Genomic DNA, 17,454 nt, shown 5'->3' with positions numbered 1-17,454 from the left:
GGGGGTAGCGGACAGATAACTGTGACGTAGAGCATAGCTGTCATGGTCAGTAACACCGATCGCTACCGCACCGCCCGTGACCAGCTCGTCGCGGCGATCTCCGACTACGACAAGGCCGTCGAGACCTTCTCCTGGCCGCAGATCGCGGGCACCTTCAACTGGGCCACCGACTGGTTCGACGTGATCGCGCGGGACAACGAGCGGACTGCATTGTGGATCGTCGAGGAGGACGGCACCGAGCAGCGGATCAGTTTTGCCGAGATGGCCGAGCGCTCCGACCGGGTCGCCGGCTGGCTGCACGGGCGGGGCGTCGGTAAGGGTGACCGCGTCCTCTTGATGCTCGGCAACCAGGCCGAGCTCTGGGAGTCCATGCTGGCCATCGCCAAGCTCGGCGCGATCATCATGCCGACCACCGGGGCGCTGGGCCCGGCCGATCTCGCCGACCGCATCACGCGGGGCGGCGCGCGCTTCGTGATCGCCAACGCCGCCGACAGTGACAAGTTCACCGACGTCGACGGCGACTACGTGCGCATCGCGGTGGGTGAGCCGGTCGCCGGCTGGCATGCCTACGCCGACACCGCCGACGCCGAGCCGATCCGCTGGGCGGGAACGACGACGGTCGAGGACCCGTTGCTGATCTACTTCACCTCGGGCACCACGAGCAAGCCCAAACTGGTTGAGCACTCCCAGGTCTCCTACCCGGTCGGTCATCTGACGACGATGGCGTGGATCGGGGTGCGTCCGGGCGACGTCCATTTGGCGATCAGCTCGCCGGGCTGGGCCAAACACGCGTGGAGTTGCTTCTTCGCCCCGTGGATCGCCGAGGCCACCATCTTCGTGTACAACTACCGCCGGTTCGACGCCGCCGCGCTGCTGCACCAGATCCGCCGGGCCGGGGTCAACACGTTCTGTGCCCCGCCGACCGTGTGGCGCATGCTGATCCAGGCGGACCTGGGTGCCAAACCCGAAGGGCTGCGCGAGATCCTGGGCGCAGGCGAACCGCTCAACCCCGATGTCATCGCCCGCGTCGAGAACGCCTGGGGCCTGACCATCCGCGACGGCTTCGGTCAGACGGAGACGACGTTGCAGGTCGGCAACACCCCGGGGCAGCCCGTCAAGCCCGGTTCGATGGGCCGGCCGATGCCGGGAGTCCCCGTGGTGCTGGTGGATCCTCTCAGCGGCGAACTCGCCGACGAGGGTGAGCTGTGCCTGGATCTCAGCGCCCATCCGGTGAACCTGATGACCGGTTATCTCGATGACCCGCAACGCAATGCGGCGGTGATGGCGGGTGGTTACTACCACACCGGCGACGTCGCGGCGCGCGACGCCGACGGCTACATCACCTATATCGGCCGCACCGACGACGTGTTCAAGTGCAGTGACTACAAGGTGTCACCGTTCGAGCTGGAGAGCGTGCTGATCGAGCATCCCGCGGTGGTGGAGGCCGCTGTCGTACCGCAGCCCGACGAGACCCGGCTGGCGGTGCCGAAGGCCTACGTCGCGCTCGCCGAAGGCTGGGAAGCCAACGCCGACACCGCAAAAGCCGTGATGTCCTACGCCCGCGATCACCTCGCGCCCTACCTGAAGGTGCGGCGGGTGGAGTTCTTCGAGCTGCCCAAGACCATCTCCGGCAAGATCCGCCGGGTCGAGCTCCGCAGGCGCGAGGACGAGGCGTACCGATCGGGAGCGCCAATCGACAGTGAATACCGCTACGAGGATCTGGTGGATTGATGCATAGTTACGATGCGGGACCGACCGACACTCCCATCCTGGAGGAGACCATCGGGGCGAACTTCGAACGGACCGCGGCGACGCATCCCGAAACCGAGGCACTCGTCGACCTGGCCCAGGGCCTCCGGTACACCTACGCCGAATTGAACGACGAGATCGACCTGGCCGCACGCGGTTTGATCGGCATGGGCATCGCCAAGGGCGACCGCGTCGGCATCTGGTCGCCGAACTGCGCGCAGTGGACCATCGTGCAGTACGCCACTGCCAAGATCGGTGCGATCCTGGTCAACATCAACCCGGCCTACCGCACCCACGAACTGGCCTATGTGCTCAATCAGTCGCAGGTGCGGCTGCTGGTCTCGGCGACGTCGTTCAAAACCTCCGACTACGTGTCGATGGTGGCCGAGGTGCGGCCGCAGGCGCCGGAGCTGGCCGACGTGGTGTTCCTCGGCACCGGCGACTGGGATCGCCTGCACGAGCGCGCCGTGGGGCCCGAGGCATTGGCCGCCCGCGCCGCGACGCTGTCCAACACCGACCCCATCAACATCCAGTACACCTCGGGCACAACGGGTTTCCCCAAAGGGGCCACGCTGAGCCACCGCAACATCCTCAACAACGGGTTCTTCGTCACCGAGGGCATCAAGCTCGTGCCGGGCGAGCGGTTGTGCATCCCGGTGCCGTTCTATCACTGCTTCGGCATGGTGATGGGCAACCTCGGGTGCACCACCCATGGCGTCACCATGGTGATCCCGGCCCCCGGATTCGACCCGGCAGCCACCTTGGATGCCATCGAAACCGAAAGGTGCACCGGTGTTTACGGGGTGCCGACGATGTTCATCGCCATGCAGAACCATCCGAGTTTCGCCGGCCGGGACCTGTCCTCGTTGCGTACCGGGATCATGGCAGGCTCGGTGTGCCCGGTCGAGGTGATGAAGCGCTGCGTCAACGACATGCACATGTCGGAGGTCGCGATCTGCTACGGCATGACCGAGACGTCACCGGTGTCGTGCCAGACGCTCATCGACGACGATCTGGAGCGGCGCACCTCGTCGATCGGCCGCGTGCACCCGCACCTGGAGGTCAAGATCGTCGACCCCGAGACGGGTGCGCTCGTGGAACGTGGTGCCCCGGGCGAGCTCTGCACGCGCGGCTACTCGGTGATGCTGGGTTATTGGGACGATCCGGAGAAGACCGCCGAAGCGATCGACGCCGAGGGCTGGATGCACACCGGCGATCTCGCGGTGATGCGCGAAGACGGCTACTGCAACGTGGTCGGCCGCATCAAGGACATGGTCATCCGCGGCGGTGAGAACGTCTATCCCCGCGAGATCGAGGAGTTCCTCTACACCCATCCCGACGTCGAGGACGCCCAGGTGGTCGGGGTTCCCGACGAGCGCTACGGCGAGGAGATCTGCGCATGGATTCGGCTGAAGCCCGGCAGTGCGCCGCTGGATGCCGACGCGGTCCGGGCGTACGCCTCGGGCAAGCTCGCGCACTACAAGATCCCGCGCTACGTGGTGCTGGTCGATGAGTTCCCCATGACCGTCACCGGTAAGGTCCGCAAGGTCGAGATGCGCGCCGAAAGCGTCCGCATCCTCGGGTTGGGCTAACCAGCCCCCTGGCACCGCGAGCGTGCATGTCTGTCCCCCGACACGCCACAAAACCCCAGCACTTTGCGCACGCTCGCGGCGCTCGAGCGTGGCCGGGCTCACCTCACGCCAGCAGCGGGCTGAGCCGCATCGCGCACTCCCGCAGCACTGGCACCTGCCGGCTCAGCAGTTCGGTCTGATCGGATCGTCCCGACATGGCCACGGCGGCCACCAGCGCACCGGTGGCCGAGCGCACCGGCACCGCCACGCAGGCGGATTCGTCGCGCAGCTCACCGGTCTGAGTGGCCACATCGTTCTGACGAACGCTCTGAAGTTGTTCGGCAAGAACGGCTTTCGACGTCACGGTGCGCGCGGTCAACGCGCCCAGCTGCGCACCGAGCAGCGCGTCGGCGTCGCTCTTCTCGGCCAGCAACAGCTTGCCCACCGCGCACGCATGCAGGTGATGGTTCAGCACAGCCTCGTCGGCAGGCGGGGGATACTCCCCGTCCGGATCGGCGATGCGCACCGAGGTGTTGGTGAAGTAGAACAGGTGCACGCCGAACCGCACCGACAGCCGCATCTCGGCGAGCACCTCCCGCGCGGCCGTACAGACGGTCGGCGATACGGCCGCGTCGATCAGCACGCCCATCCGCGGTCCGAGCGAGAAACCCGAAAGGTCCGGCAGCCGCACGATGTAGCCATCGGCGACAAGGAGATTCAGCAGCCGGTAGGTGGTCGCCGACGGCATGTTCAGGCGATCGGCGATTTCCTTCGCGGTCACTCCCACACCCGCATGCGCCACGGCCTCCAGTACCTGCAGCGCACTCTGCACCGCCTTGGGCTGGCGGCCCGACAGTGCTCCGTCGGCGGGGCTCATCGACGTACCTCCCACGGGTTGTAGTCGGCGAAGATGTCACCGGCCACCGTCTCGTCGAACACACCGACCCGCTCGGCCAGGTCCGGTAGCGAGCGACGGCGAAGGGCGAACGCTCCGAGGCCGATTGCCAGCAGTGCGGCGTACACCGCGGTGGCGACCCACACCGGCGATTCGACGGTCAGCACCGCCCAGCCGATGATGGCGACCATCATGGCCGCGGTGGCCAGGCCGACGGTCAGCGGAGCCCAGGTGAGCTCGCCGATGCGGCGCAGGAACGTGGGTGCGGCCAGGCATGCCAGCAGGTAGGCGCCGATGTAGCCGTGCGCGGATATCGCCAGCAGACCGATCAGCACTTCGCGGCTGGAGCCGACGATCAGCAGATAGGCCACCGGCACACCGACGATCACCGGGATGGCCACGTACAGCGCGATGTGCGGGGTGCGGTGACGCGGGTGCGCGTCGCCCACGGCCGACGGCAGCACGCCTTCGCGGCCCATCGCGAACAGGGTGCGCGACAACGCCGTGGTCGAACCGATCACGCAGGCGAACCACGAGGCGGTGATGCCCAGTTCCATCACGATGGACAGCGCTACCGACGCGGTGCCCGCGCTGTCGGGCAGGCTGAGCACGATGGGCACCGCACCGATCCCGGCCTGGATGCTGCCCGCGGACTGCATGGCGGCGGCGAACGTGTAGAGCACGCCGAGCGCGACCGGCGTCCACCGGATCGCGCGGGTGACGGTGACGAACGGCCGCTGCGCCTCGCGCGCCACCGTCGACGCGCTCTCGAATCCCTCGTAGGACGTGATGGCCAGCAGCAGGGCGAATCCCAGCGCTGAATGCGTTTGTGCCGCAGGTGCTTCCGGTGGATCATGACCGCCGGCCACCGCTCCGGTGAAGGCGATCACGAGCACCACCGCGGCCGCGACGATCGCGAAAACCTCGACGGTGAGCGAGATTCGCGCCGACAGTCGGATCCCGCGCACCATCAGGGTCAAGGCGACGATGCCGACCACGACGGCAAGCACGGCGATGGTGGGTTCGCCGCCGGGCACCCCGAGCCGGCCCAGCAGAGCGGTGAGATAGCTTGCGGCGCCCAAGGTGCTGGCCATCGCCGCCGCCGCGTAGCCGATCACCACCGACCATCCCGCCGCGATGCCGGGCACCGGTCCGAGCCCCTTGACGGTGTAGCTGTACAGGCCGCTGACCGCGACCATGCGCGTGGAGAACTGCGTCACGCAGTAACCGACGGCGGCCATCAGCACCGCCGTCACGATGAACACGGGGAGCGTCGCTGAGCCGGCCGCCGGGATCACCAGCGCGGGCAGCGTGACCATGACGGCCGACGGAGCCACCGCCGACACCGACTGCCCGAGCACCTGGGTGAAGGACAGCTGAGCGCGCCGGAGCCCCGAGACCGGCGAGCTGCTCTTCATGGCACGTCTGCCGCTCACTCGTCGCAAGGTAGCCCATCGCGGGACTCCGCCACAGCCAAGCCGAAAAAAATTTTCAAATGAGAATCCGGCTGCGCCGGAGCCCGCGGTCCGGCCCGCATGGTTGCGCCCGGACTCCGTCAACTGGCCTTTCCCGCGAGCCCGAATGAGAATTGTCGGAATTTCTCAAATGAGAATCGCAATGCGCCGAATATCCATTTGAAATAAGTGGTGACGGGCACCACATCGCGGCGTAAACATGATTCCCATGACAGCCTCGCTCAGCACAGATCTGGACCCGCGCACGGTCGATTTCATCTCCGTTCCCCGGCGGATGTACATCGACGGGCAGTGGGTCGATGCGATGTCCGGGCGGCGCTTCGACACCGTCGACCCGGCCACCGAGCAGGTCATCACCACCGTCCCGCACAGCGGGCCCGAGGATGTCGAACGCGCCGTCACCGCGGCCCGCCGCGCCTTCGAGGACGGCCCGTGGCCGGCCATGACCCCGGCCGAGCGGCAGAAGGTGCTGTGGCGTATCGCCGAGGGCATCTCCGCCCGCGCCGACCAGTTCGCGCAGCTGGAGAGCATCGACAACGGGAAGTCCGTGGCCGTCGCCAAGGCCGTCGACGTCACGTGGGCCGCGGAGATCTTCTACTACTACGCAGGCTGGGCCACCAAGATCGAGGGCCGCACCATCCCGGTGTCGGTGCCGTGGGCGCCGGGCGGAAAGTTCCACGCGTTCACGCTGCGCGAGCCGGTCGGCGTGTGCGCCCAGATCACCCCGTGGAACTTCCCGCTCGTCATGGCGGCGTTCAAGGTGGCCCCGGCACTGACCTGCGGCAACACCGTCATCCTCAAGCCCGCCGAGCAGACCCCGCTGACGGCGCTGCTGCTGGCCGAAGTGATCGCCGAGGCCGGCGTCCCGGCCGGGGTGTTCAACCTGCTGACCGGCTTCGGTGACGTCGGCGCCGCCCTTTCGGCGCACGACGGCGTCGACAAGGTCGCGTTCACCGGATCCACCGAGGTCGGCAAGTTGATCGTCAACGCCGCGTCGGGCAACCTCAAGAAGGTCTCCCTCGAGCTCGGTGGGAAGAGCCCGCAGGTGGTCTTCGCCGACGCCGACCTTGAGGCCGCGATCCCCGGCGTGGCCAGTGGATTCCTGTTCAACCACGGCCAGACCTGCACAGCGGGCACCCGGCTGCTGGTCGAGGACGCCATCTTCGACGAGTTCACCCAGGGCGTCGCCGACCACGCAGCGGGCCTGCGCATCGGGCCCGGTCTCGACCCCACCAACGACATCGGCCCGCTGGTCTCGCGCGAACAGCTCACCAAGGTCACCGGCTACCTCGATGCCGGGATCGCGCAGGGGGCCCGCGCGCTGTCGGGCGGTGGTCGGCACGGCGACACGGGCTTCTACGTGCAGCCGACCCTGCTGGTCGACGTCGACCGCGAGTTCAGCGTCTACCAGGAGGAGATCTTCGGGCCGGTCGCGGTCGCGGTGCCGTTCAACCGGGACCGCGGCGTACGGGAAGCGGCCAATGACACGCCGTACGGTCTGGCGGCCAGTGTGTGGACCCGCGACGTGTCCACCGCGCATCGGGTGGCCGCCCAGATCAAGGCAGGCACCGTGTGGATCAACTGCCACAACGCGTTCGACACCGCATTGCCGTTCGGGGGATACAAACAATCGGGCTGGGGCCGCGAACTCGGTGAGGGGGCGATCGCCGAATATACCCAGACCAAAGCTGTGAATATCGCGCTCTAGATTCCCGCAGCCGTCAAATGAGAATTCGGTACCAGCGCAATTCTCATTTGGACTCGTCACGTCAAATTCCACCGAAAGAAATGCCATGTCAACTGACGCAGTTCTGAGCCCCGGCGTCACCGCCGGGCATCAGGCCCACCGACTGGCGGGCAGGCTCGGGCCCACCGCCATCGTGTTCATGGTGGTCGCGGCAGCCGCGCCGCTGACCGTGGTCGCCGGTACCTTCCCCATCGGCATCGCCGCGGGAAACGGGGCCGCGTTCCCGGCGTCCTACGGGGTCTGCACCGTCGTGCTGTTGTTGTTCGCCGTCGGTTTCACCGCGATGGCCCGCCACGTGCCGGGTGCCGGCGCCTTCTACACCTACATCGCGCACGGCTTCGGTCGGCACGCCGGCCTCGGCGCGGCGTTCCTGGCGCTGCTGTCCTACACCGCAGTGCAAGGCGGCGTGTACGGCTACATCGGCGCATCACTGAACGAACTGGTCACGAGCCACGGTGGACCGTCGGTGCCGTGGTACGTCTACGCCCTGGTGATGATGGGCATCACCGGATTCCTCGGCTACCGGCACATCGAGCTGTCCGGCAAGGTGCTGGGTGTCCTGCTGGTCTGCGAGGTCGGCATCGTCCTGGTGATCAACGGCGCGGTGATCGGCCACGGCGGCGCGTCGGGCCTGTCGACCGCGGTGCTGCACCCGGGCAACTTCTTCTCCGGCGCCCCGGGCATCGCGCTGATCTTCGCGCTGGCGGGCTACATCGGATTCGAGGCCACGGCGGTGTTCCGCGACGAGGCCCGCGACCCGGCCCGGACCATCCCGCGGGCCACCTATGTGGCACTGCTGGTCATCGGCGGGTTCTACGCGCTGTCGAGCTGGGCCCTGGTCTCCGCGTGGGGCGACGCGGACGCGGTCACCGAGGCGACCAACAATCCGGCCACCATGCTCACCGAGACCGCGACCCGCTACGTCGGGGCCGTCGCCGGCGACCTGGTCCAGATCTTCCTCATCACAAGCCTTTTCGCCGCCCTGCTGTCCTTCCACAACGTGCTCGCGCGCTACATCTTCTCGCTGGGCAACACCCGGGCGCTGCCCGAGCGGTGCGGTCGCTCACATCTGCGTCACGACTCCCCGCACATCGCGTCGGCCGTGCAGACCGTGTCGGCCCTCGTGCTGGTCGCCGCCTCTGTCGCGGCGGGCCTGGATCCGGTGACGCAGGTGTTCACCTGGTTCGTCGGCGCCGCATCGGTGGGCATCGTGGTGCTGATGACGGTGACCTCGGCAGCCGTCGTCGTGTACTTCCGCCGCACCCGCTTGGACACCCGGCCGTGGAACACCCTGATCGCCCCATCGCTCGGATTCGCCGGACTGGCAGTGCTTTCCGTGATGACCGCGGTGAATCTGCCCCTGCTGGTGGGCGGTTCGGACACCTTGGCCGCCATCATCGGCGTCCTGCTGGTCGGCGCCTTCCTCGGCGGCATCGTGGTCGCGGTCATGCGCCCACACGCCGGAACGCAACAAGACGAAAACCCTGATATCGCAAAGGAGATCGCACGATGACCGCAACCGTAGAGAGGGCAGGCACCGATTCCGCCGTTGCCGCGCCCGACCATCCGCTGACCCCGCTCAGCGCCGACGAGATCCGCGCTGTGCGCCGCATCATCGACGAGAACGGACTGCTGGGGGAGAGCGGCCGGTTCGTCTACGCCGCGTTGGAGGAACCGCACAAGAGCGTCGTGCTGTCGTTCACGCCAGGCGATCCGATCGAGCGCCGCGCCAGGGTCATCATGCTGGACCGCGACAGCGGTCAGGGCACCGACCTGATCGTGTCGATCACCGAAGGGCAGATCGTGTACCGCCACGACGTCGATCCGGTGACCGACGGCCAGGTTCCGGTTCTCGACGAGGAATTCGGCGATGTCGAAGCGATCCTGCTGCAGTGCGACGAGTGGCTGGCCGCGATGCGCAAGCGCGGCCTGGAACCGGAGAAGGTGCGCGCACTTCCCTTGTCGGCCGGGGCATTCGGCCACGAGGACGAGGTGGGCAAGCGGGTAGCACGCGTGCTGGGCTTCTACCAGTTCGACGAGGCCGACCTGCCGTGGGGACACCCGATCGACGGCGTCGTCGCCCATATCGACCTCACGGCCAAGTCAGTCATGTCGGTCGTCGATCACGATGAGCTGCCCTTCCCCGGTGAGCGGTCGGAGTGGGATGCCGCACCGCACGCGACACCGACCCGCACCGACCTCAAGCCCATCGAGATCACCCAGCCTGAGGGCCCCAGCTTCACCGTCGACGGCAACAAGATCACCTGGGCGGATTGGTCGTTCCGGTTCGGCTTCGACGTCCGCGAGGGTCTGACGCTGCACCAGCTCTCGCTCAAGGACGGCGATGCCGAGCGCCCGGTGATCTACCGCGCGTCGATCGCCGAGATGGTGGTGCCCTACGCGCACCCGTCGCCGTCGCGGTACTGGATCAACTACTTCGACCAGGGCGAGTACATGTTCGCCCGGTACACGAATTCCCTTGAGCTGGGCTGCGATTGCCTCGGTGAGATCAAGTACTTCGACGTCACCATCGCCGATGAGCACTGCGAGCCGCGGCTGATCAAGAACGCCATCTGCCTGCATGAGGAGGACTACGGCGTGCTGTGGAAGCACGTCGACATGTTCAACGGCATGTCCGAGGTCCGCCGGTCGCGGCGCCTGGTGATCTCGTTCTTCTTGACCATCGGCAACTACGACTACGGCTTCTACTGGTACCTCTACCTCGACGGCACCATCGAGATGGAGGTCAAGGCCACCGGTGTCGTGTTCGCCTCGGGCTACCGGGCGCCCGACAGATTTGCCTCGGAACTGGCGCCCGGGCTGGGTGCGCCGTATCACCAGCACCTCTTCTCGGCCCGGCTGGACATGGCCGTCGACGGGCATGCCAACACCGTCGAGGAGGTCGACGCCGTCGCCGCGCCGATGGGCCCCGACAACCCGTGGGGCAACGGGTTCACACAGCAGAAGACGAAGCTGACCCACGAGTTGGGCGCGATGCGCACGGCCGACAATCTCAAGGCCCGCGTCTGGCACATCGTCAACCCGAACAAGCAGAACCGACTGGGCCAGAACGTCTCCTACGCGCTGTACCCGGAAGGGCAGCCCACGCTGTTGGCCGACCCGTCGAGCTCGGTGGCCGCGCGGGCCGCGTTCACCACCAAGCATCTGTGGGTGACGAAATACGATCCGGCCCAGCGGTACCCGGCCGGCCACCTGGTCAACCAGCATCCGGGCGGGGACGGCCTGCCGGCCTTCGTCGCAGGCGACCGCGATATCGAGAACGAGGACATCGTGCTGTGGCACACCTTCGGGCTGACGCACTTCCCGCGGCCCGAGGATTGGCCCGTGATGCCGGTGGACTACGCCGGGTTCAAGCTCAAGCCGGTGTCGTTCTTCGATCGCAATCCCGCTCTCAACGTTCCGGCCGCGCCGAAGTCGCACTGCTGCGAGGATTAGGTCATGTCCATCGGTCGCACGCCCGCTGTCCTCGGACGGCGGGCGTGCGCCGTGCTGGCTGCCTGCTCGGCGGCTCTGCACGGCGTGCTGCTGGGCCATGCGGCCAACCCCGCGATGATGGCCACCATGGTCGCGATGATGATCGCGTGCCTGTTCTGCGCGCGGGATCTGTGGTTGCGCGGGTCTCTGGGGGTGTGGTGTGCGGTGGCCCTGATGAACCTCGCGATGATCGCGCTGCACATGCCGATGCCTGGGCATCACCACGGCGTTGGCGTCCCGTCGGCACCATCGGCCGCAGTGGACCCGATGGCGATGGCGACCGTGTTGGCGCTGGTCGAGGTCGTCATCGCCGCTGTGGTGCTGGCGTACCGCACTCGGCGCCGCTCGCTCGACGCGATCTCGCTGGATAATCGGAATGCGTGGGGATCCCGGCACTCGTCCTGATCGCTATCGCAACGCTGCTCGCCTGTGTTCTCGTGGGCGGCGGCCTCTACGAAAAGCTGGTGGTCGATCCGGCCTGGCCGCAGCGGCCCGGCATCATCCAGGCCCGCAACGGCGGCATCTCGCGCCGACGGTTCTGGGTTCCGGCACACAGCCTCTTCGAACTGGTTCTCATCGTCGCCATCGTCGCCGCGTGGGGTGACGCCGCCGTCCGGACCGCGCTGCTGGTCGCGCTGGTCAGCCACGCCGTGACGCGGATCTGGTCGCTGCTCTACTTCGTGCCCAAGGCGGTCGCCTTCGAGAAGGCCGATCCGGTCGAGGTCGACGAGTCCGCGGCGCTGCGCTGGACCCGGCTCAGCCTGTTGCGGCTGCCGCTGGACCTGGTCACCGCAGGGTCGTTGCTCACGGCCCTGGCGGTGGCCTGAGGCGCGTTCACGCTTCGAGTTCGCCGGCGATCCCACGCTCGATGGCCGCCCGCGCGCTGGCAGGCAGCACGAACAACCCGTCGAGCTCGCGGCGGGCCTTGCTGTAGGCGTTCTGCCGCTCCTGGGGCGTGGCGGCCGCGTCGGAGGCCAGCCTCAGCAGCTGCTGGGCGCGGGCCAGCCGTTCCTGGTCCTCGGGGGAGAAGTCGCTGCGCCGCCGCCGAATGGCCTCGGCCTCGGCGACGTCGAAGGCCGAGGTGTATTCGTGCACGGCGTCGCGATACTCCAATTGCGCCTCGCGGTCGCCGAGCATGTCCTCGAGTTTGTCGGGACGCAGCCACTCGGCGCGGCTGCGTGCCTTGTGGAACGCGATGGTCAGCGGCTCCCGCATATCTGTCATCAGCGGAAAATCCAGCAGCTTGGCGATGTCCATCTCGTAGTCCAGCCACCGGGCGTTGGTGCTGTCGTGCTGTTCGAGCAGCTTCTTGAGTTCCCGCTGCGCGGCGGCGTCCGTCATCTTCGCGTTGCCTGCGGCGCGGGCCAGCTCGATCTTGGTCTGTTGCTTGATCCGGTAGCGCTCCAGCCGCCGCTCGGCGCGGCGTTCGTTGGCCGCGGCGACCGCCTTGATCCCGCCACCGATCGCGCCGCCGAGCGGAAAGATCAGCCACCAGAAGTTCCCGGCGAACTGCAGCATCGGCTCCACCACCCCAGGATGCCACTGCGTCACGAACGCGAACGTCAGCCCGGCAGCCCGATCCGCCGGTAGCGGTGCAGCCGCATGCCGATACGTTCGGCGTCGGGCACCGTGCGCAGCCGGTGCAGTTCGCCTGCGATGCTCGCCGACAAGCGAGCGGTGAACTCCTCGGGTTCATCTGCGGCATCGGGCTGCTCGGCCACGATGGCGTCGACGATGCCGTTGCGCAGCAGATCGGCGGCCCGAATGCCTTGTGCAGCAGACAATTCCGGGGCATGGGCGGTATCGCGGAAGACGATGGCGCTGGCCCCCTCAGGTGGTAGTGGGGCCAGCCAGCCGTTGGCGGCGGCCAGCACGCGGTCGGCGGGCACCATCGCCAGTGCCGGGCCGCCACTGCCCTGGCCGAGCAGCACTGACACCGTCGGCACGTCCAGCGTCACCAATTCGGCCAGACAGCGGGCGATCTCACCGGCCAGGCCACCCTCTTCTGCCTCGGCCGACAACGCCGGGCCCGCGGTGTCGATCATCGACACCAGCGGCAGGCGCAGGTCGGCTGCCAGCGCCATGCCGCGGCGCGCCTCACGCAGCGCCGCCGGGCCGACCATGCCGATGCGCTGCTGGCCGAGCACGACGGCGGGCTGCCCGCCGAACCGGGCCAGCGCCAGCAGCATCTGCCCCGAACCTCCACCGGTCCCCGACAGCAGCACGCGGTCGGTCGCACCGTGCTTGAGCACGTACTCGGCACCGGGGCGGTCGGACCGTCGTGACGCGGTGACCGAATCCCAGGCAGGCACGTCGCGCGGCCCGGCAGGAGGTGGTTCGGGGGGCGGGGCCGTGGGGGAGTCGCACATCACCGTCAGGGTGCGGTGCAGCACCGAGCGCAGCGCATCGACCGGCACGACGCCGTCGATGACGCCGTGCTGGAACAGGTTCTCCGCAGTCTGCACACCCGCCGGGAACTTTTCGCCGTAGAGCTGCTCGTAGACGCGGGGACCGAGGAATCCGATCAGCGCGCCCGGTTCGGCGGCGGTGACGTGGCCCAGCGACCCCCACGACGCGAACACCCCGCCGGTGGTGGGGTGGCGCAGATAGACGATGTAGGGCAGGTGGGCCCGCTTGTGCAGCTCGACGGCGGCGGCGATCTTGACCATCTGCAGGAACGCAACGGTGCCCTCCTGCATCCGGGTGCCGCCCGAACTCGGCGAGGCCAGCAACGGCAGTCCCTCGGCGGTCGCGCGCGCGACCGCGGCGGTGATGCGTTCTGCGGCGGCCACCCCGATCGACCCGGCGAGGAAGTCGAACTCACAGGCCAGGACCGCGACGCGGCGGCCGAACACGGTGCCTTCGCCGGTGATCACCGACTCGTCGAGGCCGCTGCGGGCGGCCGCGGCGTCCAGTTCGGATCGGTAGGACTCCGACGTCGCTATCTGAAGCGGAGGGCCGTCCCAGCTGCGGAACGACCCGGTGTCCAGGACGGCGTCACGTAGTGCCACGGCACGACTCACACGGTGAGCGTATATAGGCTGGCGACATGATTGGTGTCACCCGGGACGGCAATGTCCTGACCCTGGAACTGCAGCGCCCGGAGCGGCGCAACGCGCTGAACTGCGAACTCGTCGACAGCCTGCGCGAAGCAGTGGAGAAGGCCGCCACTGAGGATGTCCGCGCGATCGTGTTGACCGGCGCGGGGCACGTGTTCAGCTCGGGCGCAGACCTGACTGACGCGACGGGCATGGCCGAGAAGCTGCCGGACAAGGCCCTGGCGTTGAATCTCGCGATCGACAAGACTCCGGTGCCCGTCATCGGCGCGATCAACGGCCCGGCGATCGGCGCCGGGGTCATCCTGTCCATGATCTGCGATCTACGCGTGGTGGACGCCAGCGCGTACTTCCAGTTTCCTGTAGCCAAATACGGTCTGGCGCTTGACAACTGGAGTATCCGTCGGCTGACGTCGCTGGTCGGCTACGGCCGGGCTCGCGGCATGCTGCTGGCCGCCGAGAAGCTCACCGCCGAGACGGCGCTGCAGACCGGTATGGCCAACCGCATCGGCACGCTGGCCGACGCGCAGAAGTGGGCCGCCGAGATCGCCGGGTTCGCGCCGCTGGCCCTACAGCACGCCAAGCGGGTGCTCAACGACGACGGTGCCTACGAAGACCAGTGGCCCGAGCACAAGGAACTGTTCGACAAGGCGTGGTCCAGCAACGACGTGATCGAGGCGCAGGTGGCCCGGCTGCAGAAGCGGCCGCCGAACTTCACCGGGGCCTGAGGTGCTGCGCGCTGCCCTGCGGTTCGGGGTCCGGTCGGCGTCGCTGCTCGCCGGGGGTTGGCTGGTGCGTGCACTCAGTGGCACCTCGGCGGCGGTGGGCGCAGGCACCCGGGCGATCCGGCCGGTCGCCCAGCGGTCGCCGCAGTACGCGGGCGGCGCGTTCGTCAACATCGAACCGGCGTCGCCGGGCATCAGCATGGGCCGCGAGGAGCGGCGCCTGCTGCTGCGGGAGATGATCGGTTCGCGGGGCGCCAGCTGGCCCGGCGGCCCGATCCCGCTGGCCGCCCCGGACGACGGGCCCGCGGGGGAGTGCGCGGTGTCCTGGTACGGCCACTCCAGCGTGCTCGTCGAGGTCGACGGGTACCGGGTGCTGGCCGATCCGATCTGGAGCCAACGTTGCTCACCGTCGCGGGTCGTCGGTCCGCAGCGGCTGCATGAACCGCCCGTGGCCCTGGACGAACTGCCGGCCATCGACGCGGTGCTGATCAGCCACGACCACTACGACCATCTCGACATCGAGACCGTCATCGGGTTGGCCCGCACGCAGCGCGCACCGTTCGTGGTGCCGCTCGGGATCGGCGCGCACCTGCGCAAGTGGGGCATCCCGGAGGCACGCATCGTCGAGCTGGACTGGAACGAAAGCCATCGCATCGGTGAGCTCACGCTGGTGTGCACGCCCGCCCGGCACTTCTCGGGCCGAACGCTGCGCCGCAACACCACGCTGTGGGCGTCCTGGGTGATCGCCGGACCCCGGCACCGTGCGTTCTTCGGCGGCGATACCGGCTACACCAAGAGTTTCGCCGAGATCGGTTCGGACCATGGGCCTTTCGACCTCACCCTGCTGCCGATCGGGGCCTATCACCCGGCCTGGCCGGACATCCACATGAACCCGGAGGAGGCGGTGCGCGCGCACTTGGACGTCACGGAGTCCGGGCTGCTGGTGCCGGTGCACTGGGCCACGTTCCGGCTGGCGCCGCATCCCTGGGCCGAGCCGGTGCAGCGGTTGCTGGCCGCTGCCGATCCGGCGGGGGTCCAGGTGGCGGTGCCACGGCCGGGCCAGCGGGTCGATCACCAGTCGCCCGCGCTGGACCCGTGGTGGCAGCTGTAACGCCATTGCCCCGAATGCCCGCAGATTTGCGGGCATACTCGCGTGCTGTGAACACCTTTCGCGCGTTCGCCGGCCTCGCGTTCGGCCTGGCGCTGATCACCGGCTGCACCGGATCGACGCCACCGGCCCAACACCTCAGCGACGTGCCGCCACCGCTGGTGCCTGCTTTGCCGCTGCCGGACGACGCCGTCACCAAGGCGGTGGACAAACTCGACGGCATCGCCGACGAACTCATGCGCTCGTCGGGCATACCCGGCCTCGCCGTGGCCGTGGTGCACGGGGGAAAGACTGTGTACGCCAAGGGCTTCGGCGTGCGGGATGTGCGTAAAGGTGACGGTCCGGACAACCGGGTCGACGCCGACACGGTGTTCCAACTGGCGTCGCTGTCCAAATCACTGTCGGCCACGGTCGTCGCGCACCAGGTCGGGGTCGGGGCGATCAGCTGGGACACCCCGATCGTCTCGAAGCTCCCGTGGTTCGCACTGTCCGATCCCACCACCACCCGCCTGGTCACGGTCGGTGACATGTTCGCCCACCGATCCGGGCTGCCCGATCACGCCGGCGACCGACTCGAAGACCTGGGTTATGACCGCCGGGCGGTGCTCGACAAGCTGCGCTTGCTGCCGTTGGCGCCGTTTCGGGCCTCGTACGCCTACACCAACTTCGGCTTGACCGCCGGTGCCGAGGCGGTCGCCAGCGCCGCGGGCAAGAGCTGGGAGGACCTCTCGCAGGACGTGCTGTACCGCCCGCTTGGGATGAATGCGACGAGTTCACGTTTCGCCGATTACGCAGCCCGGCCGGACCGCGCCGTCGGGCACATCCGGATCGGTGACCGGTACGAGCCCGACTACGTGCGTGACGCCGACGCGCAGTCGCCGGCCGGTGGGGCCAGCTCATCGGTCAACGACATGGCCCGCTGGTTGACGATGGTGCTGGCCAACGGGAGCTTCGAGGGGCATCAGATCGTCGACGGGAAGGCGCTGTTGCCGGCCGTCACGCCGCAGGTGGTCTCGGCCCCGGCCACCGAACCGGCCATGCGGTCCGGCTTCTACGGTTACGGATTCAACGTCAACTCGACCTCGGCGGCCCGCATGCAGCTCAGCCATTCCGGCGGTTTCGACCTCGGTGCGGCCACCAACTTCCTCATCATCCCGTCCGCTGACGTCGCCATCATCGCGCTGACCAACTCCACCCCCGTGGGTGTCCCCGAGACACTGACCGCCGAGTTCGCCGACCTCGTGCAATTCGGCGAGGTCCGCGAGGATTGGCGCAAGCTTTACGCCGACGCCTTCGCGCCGATGGATGCCCCCGAGGGTGCTCTCGTGGGCAATCGACCACCGGCCAATCCGACTCCAGCCAAACCACTTTCGGCATACACCGGGGTGTACCGCAACGACTACTGGGGTCCCGCGACCGTCACCGAAGCCGACGGCAAGCTGATGCTGGCGCTCGGGTCGAAGTTGTGGGTACCACTCGACCATTGGGACGGTGACGTCTTCACGTTCATGTTCGTCACCGAGAACGCGCCGCCCGGAACGGTTTCCAAGGCGACGTTCGCCGGTGACAAGCTGACGCTTGAATACTATGACGAGGACAGGACGGGGACATTTTTCCGATGAGCCGCTTGCGC

General features: G+C 68.0%; 14 protein-coding genes. 10 read left to right on the top strand and 4 right to left on the bottom strand.

Going from position 1 to position 17,454, the window contains the following annotated elements; translation table 11 throughout:
- The first annotated feature begins 42 nt into the window (after nucleotides 1–42).
- Together BST13_RS16015 and BST13_RS16010 are read left to right on the top strand one after the other, a co-directional pair.
- Complete coding sequence (locus BST13_RS16015; protein ID WP_083165008.1) at nucleotides 43–1,731, top strand: AMP-binding protein; 1,689 nt, start codon at nucleotides 43–45, stop codon at nucleotides 1,729–1,731.
- On the top strand, nucleotides 1,731–3,341 hold the full coding sequence (locus BST13_RS16010; protein WP_083165007.1) for an AMP-binding protein: 1,611 nt from the start codon (nucleotides 1,731–1,733) through the stop codon (nucleotides 3,339–3,341). Before BST13_RS16015 ends, BST13_RS16010 begins: the two co-directional genes overlap by 1 nt.
- Before the next feature lie 103 nt (nucleotides 3,342–3,444).
- On the opposite strand, the gene BST13_RS16005 is transcribed toward BST13_RS16010, so the two are convergent.
- On the bottom strand, nucleotides 3,445–4,197 hold the full coding sequence (locus tag BST13_RS16005) for an IclR family transcriptional regulator (protein ID WP_083165006.1): 753 nt from the start codon (nucleotides 4,195–4,197) through the stop codon (nucleotides 3,445–3,447).
- Complete coding sequence (locus tag BST13_RS16000) at nucleotides 4,194–5,651, bottom strand: APC family permease (RefSeq protein ID WP_425437021.1); 1,458 nt, start codon at nucleotides 5,649–5,651, stop codon at nucleotides 4,194–4,196. Before BST13_RS16000 ends, BST13_RS16005 begins: the two co-directional genes overlap by 4 nt.
- A gap of 247 nt (nucleotides 5,652–5,898) precedes the next feature.
- Between BST13_RS16000 and BST13_RS15995 the strand changes: the two genes are divergently transcribed.
- From BST13_RS15995 to BST13_RS15975, 5 genes are all read left to right on the top strand, one after another.
- Entirely contained in the window at nucleotides 5,899–7,398 is a 1,500-nt protein-coding gene (locus BST13_RS15995) for an aldehyde dehydrogenase family protein (protein WP_083165004.1), read from the top strand.
- An 85-nt stretch (nucleotides 7,399–7,483) separates the two neighbouring features.
- Nucleotides 7,484–8,950 carry an APC family permease gene (locus BST13_RS15990; RefSeq protein WP_083165003.1) on the top strand — a complete coding sequence of 489 codons (1,467 nt, stop codon included), beginning with the start codon at nucleotides 7,484–7,486 and terminating at the stop codon, nucleotides 8,948–8,950.
- Nucleotides 8,947–10,893 carry a primary-amine oxidase gene (locus BST13_RS15985; protein WP_083165002.1) on the top strand — a complete coding sequence of 649 codons (1,947 nt, stop codon included), beginning with the start codon at nucleotides 8,947–8,949 and terminating at the stop codon, nucleotides 10,891–10,893. Before BST13_RS15990 ends, BST13_RS15985 begins: the two co-directional genes overlap by 4 nt.
- A 3-nt stretch (nucleotides 10,894–10,896) precedes the next feature.
- Nucleotides 10,897–11,337: a hypothetical protein gene (locus BST13_RS15980; protein WP_083165001.1), complete on the top strand. Its 441-nt coding sequence runs from the start codon at nucleotides 10,897–10,899 to the stop codon at nucleotides 11,335–11,337.
- Complete coding sequence (locus BST13_RS15975) at nucleotides 11,313–11,759, top strand: hypothetical protein (protein ID WP_083165000.1); 447 nt, start codon at nucleotides 11,313–11,315, stop codon at nucleotides 11,757–11,759. The genes BST13_RS15980 and BST13_RS15975 overlap by 25 nt, the downstream gene beginning before the upstream one ends.
- 7 nt (nucleotides 11,760–11,766) lie before the next feature.
- On the opposite strand, the gene BST13_RS15970 is transcribed toward BST13_RS15975, so the two are convergent.
- Together BST13_RS15970 and BST13_RS15965 are read right to left on the bottom strand one after the other, a co-directional pair.
- Entirely contained in the window at nucleotides 11,767–12,450 is a 684-nt protein-coding gene (locus BST13_RS15970; RefSeq protein WP_211296103.1) for a hypothetical protein, read from the bottom strand.
- Nucleotides 12,451–12,494: 44 nt separating this feature from the next.
- The gene (locus BST13_RS15965; RefSeq protein WP_083164998.1) at nucleotides 12,495–13,955 is read right to left on the bottom strand and encodes a carboxyl transferase domain-containing protein; all 1,461 of its coding nucleotides are present in this window, start codon (nucleotides 13,953–13,955) and stop codon (nucleotides 12,495–12,497) included.
- A gap of 26 nt (nucleotides 13,956–13,981) precedes the next feature.
- On the opposite strand from BST13_RS15965, the gene BST13_RS15960 reads away from it, so the two are divergent.
- From BST13_RS15960 to BST13_RS15950, 3 genes are read left to right on the top strand one after another with little or no spacing between them, the layout of a single operon-like run.
- Nucleotides 13,982–14,716: an enoyl-CoA hydratase gene (locus tag BST13_RS15960; protein WP_083164997.1), complete on the top strand. Its 735-nt coding sequence runs from the start codon at nucleotides 13,982–13,984 to the stop codon at nucleotides 14,714–14,716.
- Between the two features lies 1 nt (nucleotide 14,717).
- A complete protein-coding gene (locus BST13_RS15955) occupies nucleotides 14,718–15,824 on the top strand; it encodes an MBL fold metallo-hydrolase (RefSeq protein ID WP_083164996.1) in 1,107 nt (368 codons plus the stop codon).
- A gap of 14 nt (nucleotides 15,825–15,838) precedes the next feature.
- Complete coding sequence (locus tag BST13_RS15950) at nucleotides 15,839–17,443, top strand: serine hydrolase (protein ID WP_083164995.1); 1,605 nt, start codon at nucleotides 15,839–15,841, stop codon at nucleotides 17,441–17,443.
- Nucleotides 17,444–17,454: the final 11 nt, after the last annotated feature.

It is taken from the genome of Mycobacterium aquaticum (assembly GCF_002086485.1).
Classification (GTDB): domain Bacteria; phylum Actinomycetota; class Actinomycetes; order Mycobacteriales; family Mycobacteriaceae; genus Mycobacterium; species Mycobacterium aquaticum.
Note: the sequence above shows the minus strand (reverse complement) of the source record. Positions and strands in the feature narration are given on the sequence as shown.